The sequence below is a fragment of the Stieleria sp. JC731 genome (assembly GCF_020966635.1).
Taxonomy (GTDB): Bacteria; Planctomycetota; Planctomycetia; order Pirellulales; family Pirellulaceae; genus Stieleria.
In genome coordinates, this window is sequence record NZ_JAJKFQ010000011.1 from 1,362,833 (window position 1) to 1,380,247 (window position 17,415).

Here is a 17,415-nt window from a genome sequence, read left to right on the forward strand (position 1 = left end):
CAAACTCCATCATGCCAACTTCAAACTCCTCAAACAGCGTTCGTTGGATTCAATTCATCGGTCGTAGCATCTTCATCGTGTGCCTGCTCGTTTCCGCGCTGGCATGGCTTTGGCCCTCAGCGCAAGACGCGACGGCACCTCACCAGCAATCTGATGCTGCGACCAACGACCAACTTGTCTCGCTGGCACACGCCCAGCGAGCTCAGCAACAAAGCCCCGTTGCCGACCACTCCACCAAAGCAATCGAGCAAATCAGGGTCGGCGAGCGTGTGCTGGCTCGCAATCCGGAAGTCTCCAACGAAGAGCGCGCCTCGTGGACCGAGCCGGATTGGAGCGGTTGGCTGCAGCTTTCCCTGGTCATGCCCAAGGAGGACGGTAGTGAACTGCAGATTGAATTGCTGCGCAGCGAAGATTGGGTGCGTTCGCAAATCAATTTCATCGTCGACGTGCAGAACGACCTATCAACCGAAATCTCGCCGCCCCAGGCGCCGACTATCGATATCGGCCAAACAGAGTTGTCGGTGCCGCTGTCTCCCTTGCGGCCAATCTTTCGTGACTTGGCAATGATTGATTTCGTCATTGCCGATTCCGGGTTGGAGGTCGTCGGATTGGCCGCAGAGATGGACCTTCCGGAGTTGGCAATCACTGGGCCGGCGTTACTGGTTGACCTGCAACCCGCACCGCAAGTGCAAGCGGGTGCTGGTCGAGTCGTCACGGCGACTTTTCATCACACCAGCGGCGACGTCATCGATCTGACCATCGGCGAAAACGTTTCCACTGAAACCATCGGCACCACCGGCAACCACCCCTTCTGGTCCGAAGACCGCCAAGAATACGTCCAAGCGGCAACATTAGAAATCGGAGAACAAGTCCGCACCTACGCCGGCGACACCAAACAAGTCGTCGCCCTCCTACCAAGACCCGGCCCCGAACCGGTCTTCAACTTGGAAGTACACGGAGAGCACGTGTACTACGTGGGAGACGGTGGGGTACTGATTCACAATGCGTATGTGGATGACGCACTGATTCATAGTAACGGATTTTTCGGGCATCATTCAAACAAGCTAGGCATCTTGTCAAAGCGAGTGACTCGCGATAGCTTGGCAGGTGATCATGTGTTGCCCAAGGAGGCGATAAAACGAGCGTTGGCGCGAGCAGGGGTGAAAAAAGGTGACAAACTCTACGACCAAGTGATTGCATTCCAAGACAGTTCAAAAAACCTTAGGTTGATGGATCGCGGACTAAACAGTTCGAAGGGGCAACGGAACGCTGTGGAATGGATGGCAACTAAACAGGGCTCAAAGCAGTCAAGAAAATTTATCCGAAATATACTACGAAAACAATACAAGAATGCCCAGGAAATAAACAAGATACTTAACAATAGCGATGATTTAAAAATCGATTTCTTTGAAGACTTTTTCAGGCGTTAATTGAGAACAAAATGGATCGCTTTCAACGCTTGCGGCAGGCGATTTTTGATAAATCGCTTTCGAAGGCTACGCTCTTTATGCGTGCTGGCGCAATAGCCTCACCGGATCAAGCGACTGAAGCCCTGAATCTCGCAGCTTCAGTTGGTTATTTTCCAGTGTTCAAAGAAATCGCAAATGCCTTTGCTTCAGATCTTGAAGCAGAGACAATTGACTGGGCGGTGAGTGCGATCTCAACCAACGGTTCTCCATCACCTGAGATCTTAAAATATCTACTGGAATCGCTGCATGTAACGCGTTTTGACTTGTCAAGATCCCTTTGCTATGCTGCAACGTCGGGTAGTCTAGAATGTGTTCGTCTTCTTGTTTTGTACGGCGCTGATGTAAATTTTGTGAATGAGATTAGCAGGACCACGCCAGCTGAGAACGCAGTCAGAAATTTTCATCAAAGCGTTTTGCGTGAACTGTTGAGTAATGGCTGCCAGGTACAGCTCATAACTGTGTTTGAAGATGTTTCGAAAACGGACACCGAGCTGATTCAAGAAATGACCCTGCTGGAATTCGCTTGTTATATTGAAAACCACGATGCAGTTTCATTGCTTAGGAAATACAAGTAACTAGGGGAACGAAAAGGTCCATCCGGGTTTATTGTGGGTAGAGATTGAGTCCGCCGAATCAGAGGAAAAGTGTCGGGCCGGAATGGCACGAACTTAAGTAGGAACCAACAACATGCAGGCACTTCACTCGCTTACTTGCACTACCGGTAGTGCAAGCAAATGTTGGTTTCATTTTAAGTGCCAACTAAAGCTTGAAAGGCACGGCAGAATCCTTCTGAATAGGTGGTGATAACGCTACCCAATCAAGGAGATCCCGCCGTGCTTGCTGAGCTTACTGAATCCGATTTCGCGAATCAAACCAAGCTGCAAGCTACCTCCACGCTCATTCACCGAAAGAGAAAAGGGGGCAGGCCTCTGTTCTGGTCTAAACGGCTTTGATAGGCTGCGGTTTTGATGCCGACGCGATTCCGTAGGGCCTCGGACTATGCCTCGAGCTCCCCGTGCCGATGAAGCTGGTGGTCTTTACCTGTTCTCAACCGTGGCAATCTCCGAGCCGAGATCTTTCACAAGGATGAAGACTACGCCGCATTTGAGCGAATCCTCGGTGAGGCCCGGGAGATGAATCAGGTTGAATTGTTTGCATATCAACTGATGCCCAATCACTATCACTTGGTGATCCGACCGTTGGTCGATGGTGAAATGAGCCGCTTCAAGGGCTGGGTCGGCACACATACGATGCGGTACCACGCCCATTACCACACCGGTGGAACGAGGCACGTCTACCAGCAACGGTATAAGAGTTTTCCGATTCAGGATGATAATCACTTTCACGTGGTGTGCCGCTACGTCGAACGCAATGCACTACGCGCGGGCCTGGTCGAAAGTGCCGAGCAATGGCGATCGCTTCGGAGATGGCGCAATAGAAAGGACTCGGAGCCCAGGCTGCTGTCACGTTGGCCGCTTGCACGACCGCCGAAATGGGTTACCCGTGTGAATCAGGCCTTGTCGGAAAAGGAAATAGAAGCGGTGCGACGGTCTGCTCAGCGAGGTGCCCCGCTGGGTGACGAAGGCTGGGTTGAATCGATCGCATGACGGCTGAATCTAGAGTCGACGATGCGTCCCAGGGGCCGACCTGGAATCCGGAAACTATTCCAAGAAGCGAAGAAAGAGGCCTGACCCCTTTTGCACTGCCTCCGCCGCCTGGATCTTTCCGTTGCCAGTCCACACGAATAGATCGCCGGACCAACCGCCTAGACTGGCCCAACTCATCGCAGGCTTTTCCATCATCACAAACGTCTCGCCCGAATCGCCGGCCGACCGGAGGGTGATCTCGCGTGCGGTGGATGCATAGTGATTTCGAAGTGATGCCATCAGATCAGCGCCATTGTCTTCTGCAACACTTTGTGAAACGCCAAGCAACGTCACAAGCAATGCGAATAGAAACCGATGCGATCTCCCGAGCATTGTTTTTTTTATCATCAAGGAATTCCAATCGCATGCGGTGATTGATAGACGTTAAGTCTAAGATGGCTGCGAGAACCCGTCAATAAAGTCCAACGCCCCGTCAATCACTGGTCAGCATCAGCCGCAACGCGCCAGCGTGCGGTTCAAGGTGCTGATGCTGACCGGACGGAAAGCGCACGCTGGCGCGTTGCGGCTGATGATTGCTGAAAGATGGGAAACGCACGCTGGTGTGTGGTTCACGGTGCTGATGCCGACCGGATGGTAACCGCACGCTGGCGCGTTGCGGCTGATGATTGCTGAAAGATGGGAAACGCACGCTGGTGTGTGGTTCACGGTGCTGGTGCTGACCGGACGGTAACCGCACGCTGGCGCGTTGCGGCTGATGAGTGGTGGCCGCACGGGAACTACATGCTGGTGCGTGGTTCACGGTGATGGTGCTGACCGGACGGGAACCGCACGCTGGCGCGTCGCGGCTGATGAATGCTGAAAGTGCTAGCGTCCAACGAGCGTCGCTGCTAATGCGATCACTTCTCTTGTGACTTGAGAGTCGGCTCGCAACATCACAGCACCGTTGCCAGCCATCTGAATCTGACTCCTACCTCCGAGTGATTCCCAGCGGTCGGGCTTGATAGCGATTTGAAACACCAGCAAAAGACGGTTCCCAGCGCCTGGTGAACGAAAAGGAATCCGAGTCGGTAGCAGTTCCTTCTCGGCTTGATCGGTCGTACAAAAGATGATTTTCTTGTCTCGTTCGATCCACGTCGCCTCGACGCTGCCTAAGACCAAGTCCAAGACCTCGGCAGCCGAGCATCCCGGGAAGTCGACTTCGACGGATACGTCCGGGGAGAGACCGATATTTTTGAAACTGGCTTCATCGATCTCGACGGCGATACCAGTTTGCTTTTCAATCGAGCCCGCGAAACCTGTCAGTGGGAGCGATTGTTTCGGAAAGTTAACAACGACTTGATCCAATGGATGGACGTACTTCCAAACGGCCTGTCGTAGATTGAGTTCGCGTTCAATTCGACGATGGATTTCCGGCGTTTGACGCACGATGACGCGAGAACCAAGGATCCCAACCGATCCAGGGCCACCACGCTCTTCCCAACTGCCGGTTTCGATCGTTTTCAAACGCTCAATCAGAGCCTGCGGGTGTACACCATTTGCGAGATAAACTTGAGGATGAATCATCAGGCTCTCTCTGTCGCTCACACTAACGACCACCACAGTCTGCCGAGCTTGCCAACTAAGCGTAAGTGAGGCAAATGTGGTGTCCAACTGCTCGGCCAGCGTCGTTGCGTTGGCGTTTGGTCGGATCGATTGTGAGTCGGAGAGACCGATGGAACTGAGGCCCACCGAGTCCAAGTAGGTTGGAAATGGGAGTTTTGAGAGGAATTCCGAAAGAGGCATTTCGGATGGCGTCTCAGTCGGTTTCCCTCGCAGCGCGAGCTGGATGGATTTATGGATCTCAATTGCGGACTTGGGCTTCGACTCCCTTGAGGCGACGCGTTCGTTTGCAGGAGATTCGGATACCGAGCGTAAAAAGCTTCGATCCTCTTTGCTCAACCGAGTAAGAGGAACGTCGATTTTTCGCCCCGTTGGTGTTTCCAAGTAAACCGTTCCGGCGTCGACAGAGATCAAAGTCGCCTCGACAGAAAAATTGCCCGTGCTGTCTCGCCAGACTCGAAGATCATCGGCCACACTCGTGGAGCCATTTCCAAACAGGCCCACAGTCAATGCGAGCAGCATGCACGCAAGCCGCAGATTTTTGGTGTTATTCGTCGCACGAAACATGGTCAGTCACTCGTCAACGCGTTTGGATTGAGTTGGGCATCAAGCTTAATGAATGCAAGTTCGAATTGCAAAACGAGCATGACGACGTCGCTGCGATGTCCGTCAATCTGCTTGTGACGAGTGTTGATGGTGTGTCGAAATGTTGAGGCAAGAAGAAATATAAACACAGAAGAAGAAATTGAAACGCAGAGACGCCGAGTTCACAGAGTTGCGTTTGTGGCCAAGCTTACCGGGCAATTTGACATTCTCGTGGCACGTTCGCTCTAGGTAGCGTCGTCGTCGATTAGGAAAACGATCTCGGTCAAATACTTCTTTGGGTTGCCTTTAAAGATCATCCCGGGGCCTTTGTGATAGATTTCTCGGGTAGGCAACTGATAGTGGAGGTTGTGTTCTTTTGCGTAAGAAATGATACGTTCGTAGGATCGCCCGAGATCTTCGTACGGTCCCAAGTGCATTAGCGAGAGTGCCTGTCCACCGGGCAGTTCTTTGATGATGATTTCGTCTGTCGAATTGCCTTTTTTCACAGGCATGCATGCTTCGAAATCCGCATCACCCTCTTTGTATTCGCTGTCGTGATGCAGCAGCATGGGATTTCCTTGGATGTAGCGTCCTAGTTTGCGACCGATTTTCGCGAACCCTTTGCCGCATTCGTGATAGGCACCTTTCATACGAATGCTGGCGATCAAACAAGGGGCAATGTCTTTTTCTTCGACGGCATAAGTGGACTGATTCATCGTGCGTGTGGCCTCGGTTTCATGGGTGATGATTCGGTCGAGCAACTTAGCAATTTCGCGGTCCCTTTTCATACGTGACTCGATCGCATTACGCTGCGAAGCGAGTCGTTCCAGGATGTCCGCGTCATCGTTGTGTTCGCTGACCATGTCTCGAACTTCAGCGACGGAGAAATCAAGTTCGCGTAGTTGCGCGATCACCCGAGCAAGGTCAATTTTCGACTCCGAGTAGTAGCGGTAGCCGCTACCGGCTTCCACATAGCTTGGAGTCAGAACGCCTTGTTCGTGATAGAACCGAAGTGACTTGATCGTCAGTCCGGTGATCTTCGAAAATTCGCCGATGCTGAACATGCCAGCCATGCTACGGTCTCCTCCAAGGGGAGAGTCAAATGAAAAATTTCCATAAACCGATGGTGATTTTGCGTGACGAGAAGCAAATTCGGCAGGCGTCCCGGCTTTGTGCTCGTCGACGTTCTCTTCAATTCAATGGCAATCAATCTTCGCAAAATGAATGGAATTGTTCAGTTGTGCTCTCCACACGAGATTCTAATGAATGCAAGGACGTCGATTTATCGAGATCAACGAACTCGCTTCGCTAATGCGAAACGAGCCGATGCTATTTCCGGTGGAGACGACCTGAACCCGAATCGATGAGTCGTTTTCACGTAAGACACGGAGCTCAGAAATGGTTGGCATATTTTCCTTTGCTGCAACACAGCGGTTGGGAGATGTATCAACACTCCAGCTTCGGAAACCTCTTATGTCGAAGCGGCGGATTGGATCCTTGACTTGGCAGGCCAGTCCGCATCGTCATGCGTCCCGCTCGGCCTGTCGCTGCTTCACACGTGGTCGACGAATATTGCTTGGAGCGTTCTTCTCGCAGATTCTGTTTCGCTCTCTGCCGCAGTCAAAATTCTCAGTCGAGATCCGACGTGCACGTCGAATTAGACGATCGTCTTCTAAGTTGGCCACATTAATCTCGAATCCACGATGGCGATCAAATGAATGATCTACAATCGTCTGCAGATTCCAGTCAATCCTCTTCTGCCAAACACGAGGATTTGCCGGCCAGCCAGGAAAGCAACAAACAACGTCCCATCGTTGTCGGTATTGGTGCATCTGCAGGCGGTTTAAACGCTCTGACAGGATTCTTGGAGAATATTCCTGACGATCCGGGAGTAGCGTTTGTCATTGTCCAGCATCTCGATCCGAATCACTCCAGTTCTCTTGTCGATATTCTGCGTCGACGCACAAAGTTACCTGTGAATCAAGTCGATCAGGAAATGCTGGTCGAAGTCAATCAATTGTACGTGATCCCGCCGGGACGGTATTTGTCCATCAAAGATGGGCGTCTGCAGCTAAGTGAACCTCAGGACAATCGTGGTTCGCGGATGGCGATCGATTACTTCTTCATTTCTTTGGCTGAATACAGTAGCGAATCCAGTATCGGTATCGTCTTGTCGGGGACCGGAACCGACGGAACGGCAGGGCTTCGAGAGATCAAGCACTACGGTGGCCTAACGATCGTCCAAGAGCCAAACGAAGCCGAACATGCGGGGATGCCGAACTCGGCAATTGATGCTGTTCACATTGATTATGTGCTACCCGTAAATCAGATCGGATTCCGGTTGAAGCGGTATGTCGACTTTTGTCGCCGGTATGGACCGCTTTCTGCTCAGGTTGCCTCGAGGAGCGAAAACGCTGATCTCGCTCCGGTTCTTGATTTGATCCGAAGAGAGCTGAAACAGGATTTTCGCCGCTACCGGAAAAACACCTTGCTTCGAAGAATTCAGAGGCGGATGGGGCTTCTACAACTAGAAGAGCTTTCTGACTATGTCAAAGTCCTGGACGACAATTCAGCCGAACGCGAGGCCCTGCGGCGCGACCTGTTAATTGGAGTCACTCGATTTTTTCGAGATCAGATCGCATGGCAACAGCTAGAACAGCAGCTGGACGTCTTGGTCGAACGTGCCAGTCGCCAGTCACCGATTCGAGTTTGGTGTGCGGGATGTGCAACCGGAGAGGAAGCGTACTCCATTGCGATGCTGTTGTTGGAGAAAACAGAAGGACTTGGCAAGGACGCGCCTTTCCAAATCTTCGCAACGGATGTCGCTGAAGACGCATTGCAGATCGCACGCAGCGGCGTTTATCCGGAAGCAATCATGAAGGACGTTCCGCTGGGCAGGCTACGACGTTTTTTCAATAAAGAACCCGGGACATATCGAATCTCGAAGCAGCTTCGTGAATCAGTCGTGTTCGCAAGCCAGAACGTATTGGCGCAGCCGCCGTTTGCCAAGTTGGATCTAGTTCTATGCCGAAATCTATTGATCTACTTGGAGCGTGAAGCTCAGGATCGGGTTCTTGACGTCTTTCAATTTGGGTTGAAAGAGGGGGGGATTTTGTTTCTTGGGAACACGGAATCCGTCGGACGGGCCGCCGATTTGTTCTCCCCCATTTCAAAGAAGCTGCGGTTGTTTCGTCGCACTTCTGTTAAGAGCTGGCCACCAGTCGAAACGGGATATGAGTCCAACCAGCAGCCGCTGTTGCCAAATTCTGACATCGGTCAGGTGACACAGCGACAGGGACGGCGTGAATCAGGGCTTGGCGCTTGTGTGCAACGACAGGTACTGCAACAGCTTGATCGAGCCGTTGCCGTGGTCAACGAAAAGGGAAAGCTTTTGTTTGTCGAAGGTTGCGCCGACCTGTATTTGAAGCTCAATACCGGGGAGCTATCCACGGAGCTTCCGGATCTGATTGAAGTCTCACGTCGTGGGATCAAAGCCAAGCTTCGTGACGGGGTTCGAAAGGCATGGGATTCGAAACATCTGATCGATATCGAAGGAAGAGTTCAGCGTGATGGCGGATTCAAACGTTGCCATATGCGTATTAGCCGTTTGCTCGGACGCCCGGAAGATCCTGCTGTTTTGATCGTCTTTACGCCACTGGAAAATGTCGTCAGCAAAGAAGCTCTCGTCTTTCATGAATCACATGATTCGCTGATTGATGAAACAGTTGTGTCGGAACACACCATGATGGAGCTCGAACACGAGTTGGCGACGACTCGCGAGCAATTAAACAGTTCCATTGCGGAATTGGAATCAGCCAATGAAGCGCTGAAGGCTTCCAATGAAGAAGCAATGACGATGAACGAGGAGCTGCAGTCCAGCAATGAGGAATTGGAGACGTCCAAAGAAGAACTTCAGTCCTTGAACGAAGAACTGACGACGTTAAACAACCAATTAGAAATAAAAGTTGGTGAGCTGGAAGAGTCAACCAACGATCTAGAGAACATCATTGCCAGTACGGATGTCCCAACGATCTTTTTGGACTCTCAATTTCGAATCCGAAGGCACACACCTTCGTGCGTTGACTTGTTTCGGTTTATCGCAGGAGACCTGGGGCGACCTCTGGCGGACATCTCAACGCGTTTCGAGGATCCAAACCTAGTTGATGATGCCGAAAAAGTACTGCGAGATCTACGACCGCGAGATCGACAGATAAAAAGTCATGACGGGAACCGATGGTACCATCGGCGAATGCTTCCTTATCGGACGGAAGACGGGCGTATTCAAGGTGTGGTGATGACTTTCACGGAAATCACCGACTTACTTGAGGCCCAGCAAAAAGCGGAACAGCAGCTGGCTCAAAACAAAAACATCTATTCAACGGCACCGATCGGGTTGGCATTTGTCGACTGCGACCAGCGATTCATTAGCATCAATGAACGTTTAGCATCGCTAAGTGGCCTTCCCGCCGAAGCACACTTAGCGCAAAAGATTGTGTCGGTGATGCCAACTACCTTTGCCGAGGCTATTTCGGAGCTTTGTAAAAGGGTTCTCGCCAGTGGAAAGCCGGTCATCGATAGCGAAGTCACCGGCCCAAGCAATGCGTCAAACGATGGTCGAATCTTCTTAACCAGCTGCGTCCCGGTGAATCGCCCGAACGGGGAAATCGCAGGTGTGAATATTGTTGCGCAAGAAATCACGGAAAGGAAATTAGCCGAACAAAATTTGCGGCGAAGTGAGCATCGATATCGGACGGTGATTGATGCAACTAGTGCGATCACATGGGCCTGTCCGGCGTCGGGGTTGTACATCGAGCCGCAGCTTTCTTGGATGCGATTTACTGGTCAAACGGTCGAAGAGTCGCTGGGCAGCGGTTGGCAGAATGCCGTGCATCCTGAGGACGTCGAAGAAGTCATTCGAGAGTGGAATGAATCAATTAAAACGTTTCGTCCGTTTCGAAGTGAACATCGAATTCGTCGGCGTGATGGCCAGTACCGTTGGATGAGCACTTCGATCGCACCGATTCCAACCGATAAAGGCGAAGTTAAAGAATGGTTCGGAATGTCATTCGATGTGACCGATCGGAAAAAGTCTGAGCAGTCATTGATTGATCTAAATCGTCGTTTGGAGGTCGCGCAGCTCGCAGGCGGTGTCGGTGCATGGGAGTGGGATATCGACGCGGGCACGGTTCAGTGGTCAAACTCGCTTTTCGATGCACTCGGCTACGACAAGGATTCGTTCGACAATCGATATGAACAGATCATCGCGTTAATTCACCATGAAGATCGGTCGCGAGTCATCGGACATTTAAACCAAGTTGTAGCTGGTCATAAGTCGCGTTATCAAATCGAGCACCGTATTCTGCACCATGACGGTCACTTCGTTTGGCTAAGTGCGAGTGGGATTCCTACGAAGGACACTTCGGGCCGCGTGGTCAGTATTTGTGGTGCGGCGATCAATATCACCGAACAAAAGCTATGGGAAACACATCTTCGCGATCGTGAGGCTTACTTGCGACGCGTGCTGGATAACCAGCTCGCATTTGTGGCGTTGATGGATCCAGAGGGGACGACGCTTGAAGTCAGTCAATCGGCGCTCGATACAGTTGGGATCGCTCGTGAGGACGCGATCGGGCGAAAGGAGTGGGATCAACCTTGGTGGAATTTTGATGAGGCATCACGGCAACAGATCCTACAAGATTACGACAATGTACGACGGGGAGCGATCATTCGCCGAGACGCAATTTGGTGGACCAACGACAACGAATCGCTTGAAGTGGAGTACATGTTGTCGCCGACGTATGACGACGACGGAACACTTCGTCACGTGATCGCATCTGCCGTTGACATCAGTGATCGAAAACAAGCCGAATATCGAATGCGGCACAGCGAAGAGCGTTATCGGGCACTTATCGATGCGACTGCGGAAATCGTCTGGACGACGACGGCAAGTGGTGAAGTCGAACTGGATTCACCGTCTTGGAGAGAATACACCGGCCAAACCTTTGAACAATGGAAAGGGTGGGGATGGCTGGATGCGATTCATCCAGAGGACCGTGAAGTGACAGCCGAAAAATGGCGTCGAGCGGTGATCACCAAATCTGATTGCCGGATGGAATACCGCGTTCGGCATTGTTCGGGCGAATACCGGTGGACTGCAGTGCGCGCCGTTCCGGTGTTGCTAGACGACGGATCAGTTCGCGAATGGGTCGGTCTAAACGTCGACATTCAGCCACAGAAAAATGCCGAGGGACTGATCCGCAAGAGTGAAGGCCGACTTTCGAAAGCCATGGAAATTGCGAAGGCAGGTAGCTGGGAAGCAACTCCCGGGGCGAACGAATTTCGAGGGTCGGAACTGGCAATGCGTCTGTATGGTTTTGCCCCCGAAACTGAAACGACATTGGAAGATATTCTGGCGGTCGTTCATCCAAATGATCAAGCAACCGTTCGCTTGGCTTTGAAAGAGTCTGCCGACACAGGTGTTTCTTTCAACGTCGAAATGCGAATCGTGCAGCCTGACGGAACAGTTCGCTGGGTTGCTTCTCATGCCGAGGTTGACCGAGGAAGCGAGCCACCACACCTGATGGGTTTCGTTCAAGACATCACGTCACGCAAGCAGACTCAGCTGGAGTTGCTGGCAAGCGAACGTCGACTTGCCGCTGCACTTGAAGGCGGAAAGATGGGGCTGTGGGAATGGGATCTGCAGCGTGGAAGTTGTGTCTGGAATGATCGTGAGTATGAGATCTTTGGATTAGAGCCTGGCGATGGTGAAGTCGCGGTTTCAATATTCTTTGAACATGTCCATGAAGAAGATTCAGGTGAACTTCGTCGTGTGCTACGTCAAGTAACCGAAGACGCCCACGAGTTTTATCACGAGGCGAGGATTCGAAAGATCGATGGGCAAATTCGATGGATCGCCTTTGCGGGTCAAGTCGAACGCAACGAGCAGGGAATTCCACTGCGATTGGTTGGTGTGAACTACGACATCACTGAACCGAAGATCGCATCAGAAGCTCTACGCGAATCGGATCGTCGAAAAGACGAGTTCTTGGCAACACTGGCGCACGAGCTTCGTAATCCTCTGGCTCCCTTGCGGTCTGGCCTTGAGATCATTCGCACATCAGCGAACGATCCCGAGATGATTGCCGAAACTTTGCAAACGATGCATCGTCAGCTTTCGCATCTGGTCGCACTGGTGGACGACCTTTTGGATGTCTCTCGGATTTCCAAAGGCAAGCTTCGTTTGCGCCGAGAGAATTTGCGGTTCTTTTCTGTTGTGAAAGACGCGATCGAGATTTCGCGACCAATGGTCGAGATTGCTGGGCATCGTTTCCACGTCGATTTGCCAGACAGGGATGCGATGCTTAATGGTGATCCCCACCGCCTTTCACAAATCCTTTCCAATCTGATCAACAACGCAGCGAAGTACACTCCATCTGGAGGCAATGTGACGGTGACAGCACGGATCGAGGATCGTGAAGCGGTCATCAGCGTGACGGATGATGGGATTGGGATCGAGTCAGATCAATTGGTAAAGGTCTTCACGATGTTCGCCCAAATCGAACGTGAGGAGTCGCTGGGGTATGCGGGGTTGGGGATTGGGCTCTCGCTGGTGGAGTCATTGGTGGAAATGCATGGGGGAAAGATCAGTGTTCTTAGTCCCGGAGCTGGCAAGGGAGCGACGTTCACGGTTCGATTGCCAATCGAAAGAGTGCTGGAGGAACCAGTTGTTGAACGTGGCGACAATCAGGAACAGATGCTCTCGACCCTGCGGCGTGTATCGAAGGTGCTTGTCGTTGATGACAACTATGCTGCGGCAAAAACACTGAGCATAGTGATCAAAAAGCTGGGCAATGACGTTCGCATCGCATCCGATGGTGTGGAAGGCGTTCAAGCAGCCGAGGAATTTAAGCCGGACCTTGTCATCATGGATATCGGAATGCCTGTCATGGATGGATATGCGGCAGCCAGGGCGATGCGAGCTGAATCTTGGGGGAAGAAAATGCTTCTCGTCGCGTTAACCGGATGGGGACAGGACGAAGACTTCCGAAAAACGAAGGAAGCAGGGTTCGATCAGCATCTAGTAAAGCCGATCGAACCGGAAGTTATTCATCGACTTTTGTACGACTTGGGAAACAGTCATGAAGATCGACATGAGTCCGAACCAAACTAGACTTTGGAACCGCATCGATGTCTATCGACTGTCGTTTTGGCAAATATAAAAAATGGCCCAGTTCGATATCCTCGGAACTGGGCCACGGAACACTTCGTTTGCTGAGCGGTAGGCTAAAGCTTTCCTAGGTATCCGATGCTTTCGCGTACACTTTCGAGCGGGTGCGGTGAGTGATCTTGTTCGACGTGGCAATGTGCGACACCGGCTTTTTCGGCTGCGGCCAAGATGGGTTCCATTTTGATGACCCCGTTGCCCAATTCTTTGAAGGCTTCTTTAGGGATCCCATCGAACTTCGGTGTTTTGACCGTTGCGTCGAGATCTTTTAGGTGCAATTGAGATACACGTCCGCCTAGATCTCCGATTAACTTCGACGGATCAACTCCGGCAACGGCGACCCAGAACACGTCCACTTCGAATTTCATGTGTTCTGAGAATCGATCTTTGAAGATGTCGTAGCCAGTGGTCCCACCATCATGAGGTTCAAACTCGAAGGCGTGATTGTGATACGACAGTTGGATTCCAGCTTTTGAAGCCTTCTCGGCAGCGGCGTTACAGCGATCGGCGACCATCTTGTATTTGTCGAGCGAGTCTCGCATGTCACCCGAAAGGTATGGAACGACAAGATGGCTTAGGCCATGCTCGTGAGCTTTTTCGAGCAACGCATCAAATGGTTGAACACCTTTCCGATCTGGATGGAAGATGCCGTCGGTATTGCAGTGCGACGAGTTGACTTTCATGCCATTGGCTTTGGCTTCGCGAATCATGTCATCGGCACCAGGGAAGCCGTAGGGTTCCACCTGTTGGTATCCAGCTTCGGCGACGGCTTTCAGCGTTCCTGCAACGTCTTTGCCAATCTCGTTTCTTAGCGTGTAAAGCTGGATGCCGATGTTCTTGCGGTATTGATTGTCGGCATCAAGCGCGAGCAGCCAGTTTGGTTTGGCGATCAATGTGGAGATTGCGGCGCCCGCGGCAATAAATTGACGACGTTTCATTTGGAGAAGCCAATTGGAGGGAATGGATTAGTGAAGGAATAATTGTAGTCGATTGGCGATTTGTCAGTTTCGCAATAGAAAATCGTTCTTGCGTTTTCAGTCGATTGGCACGGCATCAAGCATCGCCACCGACTCGGTCACTCGGCGTTCAAGCTCTTTTCGAAATTCGCGAATGTCGGAGCCTCGGGTCTGCGTCAACATAATCCCAATCGTATCTTGTTCGAAATCGATCCAGACGTTCGTACCGCTTGATCCGGTATGGCTGTAGCGAGCTGGGTTTCCAAAGTCATCACGCCGACGAATAAACATGCCGCCTTTGGCTGCATAGCCGATTTCATGTTCGGTCACGAAGTGCGTGTGACTTTCTTTGGACAGATACGTCCCCCCATCATGTCGTCCCCCGTTGCGAATCATCAGCAACCATGTCAGCAGATCTGGTGCACTCGAGATGATCGATCCACCGGAGGAACTGTAACGGTTCGCTTCCGGAACGGGACGCTCGTTGGACCGGAACAGTTTTCCACTCTTTGCCCCTCGGTAGTATCTGGTAGCTGGTTGGACGTCCAGGCTTTCAAGTGCTGACCGGTCGCGATAGTACGTTGCTGTTAGGCCTAACGGGGCACAGAAATACTCCTGAAGCATTTCGTTGCGAGTGCGTTCTGTGACGACTTCGCCAACGCGAGCTGCGACCTCGGTGCCGATGCCACTGTAAGCGAACTTTTCGCCGGGCTGATGTTTAAACGGAAAGTCATCTGCGATTCGCTTGACAACGTATTCCAAGCTCTGATCGGCTGTCCAAGATTGGTACCAGACACGTCCATCAGCCGCTTCATCCGGACGAATTCCTGAGGTGTGTGTGATCAACTCCGTCGTCGTCGGCGAGCGATCAAGGAGTGCACCCGATTCCAGCCGACATGATGAGAACTCTGGAAGATATTCCGCGATCGGCGCATCGAGATCTAGCTTATCTTGATCAACAAGATGGTGAAGGAGTGTCGAAAGGATTGGCTTACTGATCGAAGCGATGACGACCGGGGTGTCGATTTCAAAAGGACGATGGCTTTCTCGGTCTGCATATCCAAATGCAACCTGATGCACCACCTTCCCGCCGTGATAGACCAGCAAACACCCGCCTGCGACTTTGCCATCGTCGACGGCCTTTTGTGTGAAGCGATCGATCGAGTCAAAGGGAGTTTCTGATTGCGCCGTGTCTGTCCATGAACACATCAATGGCAAAGCAATCGCCAGCGCCGCGATCTTCAATGAAACTAGGTGCATCGGATGCTCAGATTGCGCTGCGGGGTCGATCGCTTTAGGGCAAGATCTTGCCTTCCCGAACCACTTCGGTTGTGTTTCAAATGAAGCGTGCGACATAAAAAACAAAACGCAGAGCCTCAGGAGATGGATGGCTCTCTCCGTCGGCTCTGCGTTGTTGTGCACGCTATATCGTTTCGATCGACTTAGACTTGCATGGTGGTGCCCATGGTAATCCCCGGGGCGGGCAATTGGCTTTCACCTTGCAAATATTGATCAATTGCACGGGCCGCTCCGCGACCTTCGTTAATCGCCCAAACGACCAGACTTTGTCCGCGACGGCAGTCACCTGCGGCGAAGACCTTGTCGATGTTCGTCGCAAACTTGCCATGTTCGGCTTTAAAGTTGCTTCGTGGATCGGTTTCCAATCCCAGCGACTCGGCGACGTACTGTTCCGGACCTAGAAAGCCCATCGACAATAGGATCAATTGAGCGGGCCATTCTTTTTCAGAGCCGGCAACTTCTGACATTTGCCATTTGCCTGCTTCATCTTTGGTCCATTCGACTTCGACAGTCTTGATCCCGGAAAGATTTCCGTCAGCGTCTTTCACGAATTCCTTGCTGAGGATTTGGTATTCGCGTGGATCACGGCCGAACTTTGCTTCTGCCTCTTCGTGACCGTAGTCAACTCGGAAGATGCGAGGCCATTCGGGCCATGGGTTTTCGGGAGCCCGGTCTGCCGGTGGTTTGGGAAGCAATTCGAAGTTCACAACACTGCGGCAACCGTGTCGCAAGCTTGTCGCGATACAGTCGGTGCCGGTGTCACCACCACCGATGACGATGACGTCTTTGCCCTCGGCGCTGATGAAGGTATCACCGATCTTGTCGCCATGAACCGATTGCTTGGTATTGGCGGTCAGGAATTCCATTGCCAGATGGATCCCTTTCGCGTCGCGATTACCGATGGGCAAGTCGCGCGCTTTGGTCGCGCCGCAAGCCAACAGTACCGCATCGTATTCGTTGACCAATTCCTTCGGGTCGACATCCTTTCCAACGTTGACGCCGGTTTTGAAAGTCACGCCCTCTTGGGTCATTTTGTCGATACGACGCTGAACCGCTTCTTTGGACAACTTCATGTTCGGGATGCCGTATTGCAGCAGTCCACCAGGACGATCGGCACGTTCCAATACGGTGACCGTGTGTCCGGCCTTGTTCAGCTGATCCGCAGCAGCCAGTCCCGAAGGACCGCTGCCGACAATGACGACGCTCTTATCGGTTCTTGACTTTGGCGGTTCGGGAACAATCCAACCCTCTTCCCATGCCCGGTCAACGATCGCGTTCTCGATATTCTTGATCGTCACCGGCGGGTTGGTGATTCCAAGAACACATGAGCCCTCGCAAGGCGCTGGGCATGTCCGGCCAGTGAACTCAGGGAAGTTGTTGGTCTTGTGTAGACGTTCGATCGCCTCTTTCCAGCGATTGTTGTAAACCAAGTCATTCCACTCGGGAATCAAGTTGTCGATCGGACATCCGGTTGCCGATTGGCAAAACGGAACGCCACAGTCCATGCAGCGAGCACCCTGTTCACGCAGGTGATCAACTTTGTGCTCGGTGTAGATTTCGTCGTAGTCGTTCAAACGAACAACTGGAAGACGCCAAGGTACTTTTTTACGATCGAACTCTTTGAATCCAGTTGGCTTACCCATTTCAGTCTCTTCTATTTCGGTGGTCGTTGTATT

The 17,415-nt window shown here is 52.0% G+C and carries 10 protein-coding genes; 4 read left to right on the plus strand and 6 right to left on the minus strand.

Annotated features, from left to right (window positions below; genetic code table 11):
- Positions 1 to 11 precede the first annotated feature (11 nt).
- The 3 genes from LOC67_RS21820 to LOC67_RS21830 all read left to right on the plus strand — a co-directional run bounded on the left by LOC67_RS21820 (position 12) and on the right by LOC67_RS21830 (position 3,076).
- Positions 12 to 1,430 (plus strand): polymorphic toxin-type HINT domain-containing protein, encoded by a 1,419-nt coding sequence (locus LOC67_RS21820; RefSeq protein ID WP_230264933.1) that lies wholly within the window; start codon positions 12 to 14, stop codon positions 1,428 to 1,430.
- Positions 1,431 to 1,441: 11 nt separating this feature from the next.
- The gene (locus LOC67_RS21825) at positions 1,442 to 2,044 is read left to right on the plus strand and encodes an ankyrin repeat domain-containing protein (RefSeq protein WP_230264934.1); all 603 of its coding nucleotides are present in this window, start codon (positions 1,442 to 1,444) and stop codon (positions 2,042 to 2,044) included.
- 537 nt (positions 2,045 to 2,581) lie between these two features.
- Positions 2,582 to 3,076 carry a transposase gene (locus tag LOC67_RS21830; RefSeq protein ID WP_315861082.1) on the plus strand — a complete coding sequence of 165 codons (495 nt, stop codon included), beginning with the start codon at positions 2,582 to 2,584 and terminating at the stop codon, positions 3,074 to 3,076.
- A gap of 54 nt (positions 3,077 to 3,130) precedes the next feature.
- Here the strand turns inward: LOC67_RS21830 and LOC67_RS21835 are convergent, their stop codons facing one another.
- The 3 genes from LOC67_RS21835 to LOC67_RS21845 all read right to left on the minus strand — a co-directional run bounded on the left by LOC67_RS21835 (position 3,131) and on the right by LOC67_RS21845 (position 6,333).
- Complete coding sequence (locus LOC67_RS21835) at positions 3,131 to 3,463, minus strand: hypothetical protein (RefSeq protein ID WP_230264935.1); 333 nt, start codon at positions 3,461 to 3,463, stop codon at positions 3,131 to 3,133.
- 477 nt (positions 3,464 to 3,940) lie between these two features.
- Positions 3,941 to 5,242, minus strand: a complete 1,302-nt coding sequence (locus LOC67_RS21840; RefSeq protein WP_230264936.1) for an SHD1 domain-containing protein — start codon at positions 5,240 to 5,242, stop codon at positions 3,941 to 3,943.
- A gap of 263 nt (positions 5,243 to 5,505) precedes the next feature.
- Complete coding sequence (locus LOC67_RS21845; RefSeq protein ID WP_230264937.1) at positions 5,506 to 6,333, minus strand: MerR family transcriptional regulator; 828 nt, start codon at positions 6,331 to 6,333, stop codon at positions 5,506 to 5,508.
- A 641-nt stretch (positions 6,334 to 6,974) separates the two neighbouring features.
- Between LOC67_RS21845 and LOC67_RS21850 the strand changes: the two genes are divergently transcribed.
- The gene (locus tag LOC67_RS21850; protein ID WP_230264938.1) at positions 6,975 to 13,430 is read left to right on the plus strand and encodes a PAS domain S-box protein; all 6,456 of its coding nucleotides are present in this window, start codon (positions 6,975 to 6,977) and stop codon (positions 13,428 to 13,430) included.
- A gap of 113 nt (positions 13,431 to 13,543) precedes the next feature.
- Here LOC67_RS21850 and LOC67_RS21855 read toward each other — a convergent pair whose 3' ends face one another.
- From LOC67_RS21855 to LOC67_RS21865, 3 genes are all read right to left on the minus strand, one after another.
- Complete coding sequence (locus tag LOC67_RS21855; protein ID WP_230264939.1) at positions 13,544 to 14,422, minus strand: sugar phosphate isomerase/epimerase family protein; 879 nt, start codon at positions 14,420 to 14,422, stop codon at positions 13,544 to 13,546.
- 96 nt (positions 14,423 to 14,518) lie between these two features.
- Positions 14,519 to 15,700 carry a serine hydrolase domain-containing protein gene (locus tag LOC67_RS21860; RefSeq protein ID WP_230264940.1) on the minus strand — a complete coding sequence of 394 codons (1,182 nt, stop codon included), beginning with the start codon at positions 15,698 to 15,700 and terminating at the stop codon, positions 14,519 to 14,521.
- A gap of 182 nt (positions 15,701 to 15,882) precedes the next feature.
- Positions 15,883 to 17,382, minus strand: a complete 1,500-nt coding sequence (locus tag LOC67_RS21865; RefSeq protein ID WP_230264941.1) for a glutamate synthase subunit beta — start codon at positions 17,380 to 17,382, stop codon at positions 15,883 to 15,885.
- Between the last annotated feature and the right edge of the window lie 33 nt (positions 17,383 to 17,415).

What these genes read in the sequence shown, in the direction of transcription:
- LOC67_RS21865 (WP_230264941.1), bottom strand. Translation starts at nt 17,382, where the DNA reads ATGGGTAAGCCAACTGGATTCAAAGAGTTCGATCGTAAAAAAGTACCT.
- LOC67_RS21850 (WP_230264938.1), top strand. Translation starts at nt 6,975, where the DNA reads ATGAATGATCTACAATCGTCTGCAGATTCCAGTCAATCCTCTTCTGCC.
- LOC67_RS21835 (WP_230264935.1), bottom strand. Translation starts at nt 3,463, where the DNA reads ATGATAAAAAAAACAATGCTCGGGAGATCGCATCGGTTTCTATTCGCA.
- LOC67_RS21845 (WP_230264937.1), bottom strand. Translation starts at nt 6,333, where the DNA reads ATGGCTGGCATGTTCAGCATCGGCGAATTTTCGAAGATCACCGGACTG.
- LOC67_RS21855 (WP_230264939.1), bottom strand. Translation starts at nt 14,422, where the DNA reads ATGAAACGTCGTCAATTTATTGCCGCGGGCGCCGCAATCTCCACATTG.
- LOC67_RS21860 (WP_230264940.1), bottom strand. Translation starts at nt 15,700, where the DNA reads ATGCACCTAGTTTCATTGAAGATCGCGGCGCTGGCGATTGCTTTGCCA.
- LOC67_RS21825 (WP_230264934.1), top strand. Translation starts at nt 1,442, where the DNA reads ATGGATCGCTTTCAACGCTTGCGGCAGGCGATTTTTGATAAATCGCTT.
- LOC67_RS21840 (WP_230264936.1), bottom strand. Translation starts at nt 5,242, where the DNA reads ATGTTTCGTGCGACGAATAACACCAAAAATCTGCGGCTTGCGTGCATG.
- LOC67_RS21820 (WP_230264933.1), top strand. Translation starts at nt 12, where the DNA reads ATGCCAACTTCAAACTCCTCAAACAGCGTTCGTTGGATTCAATTCATC.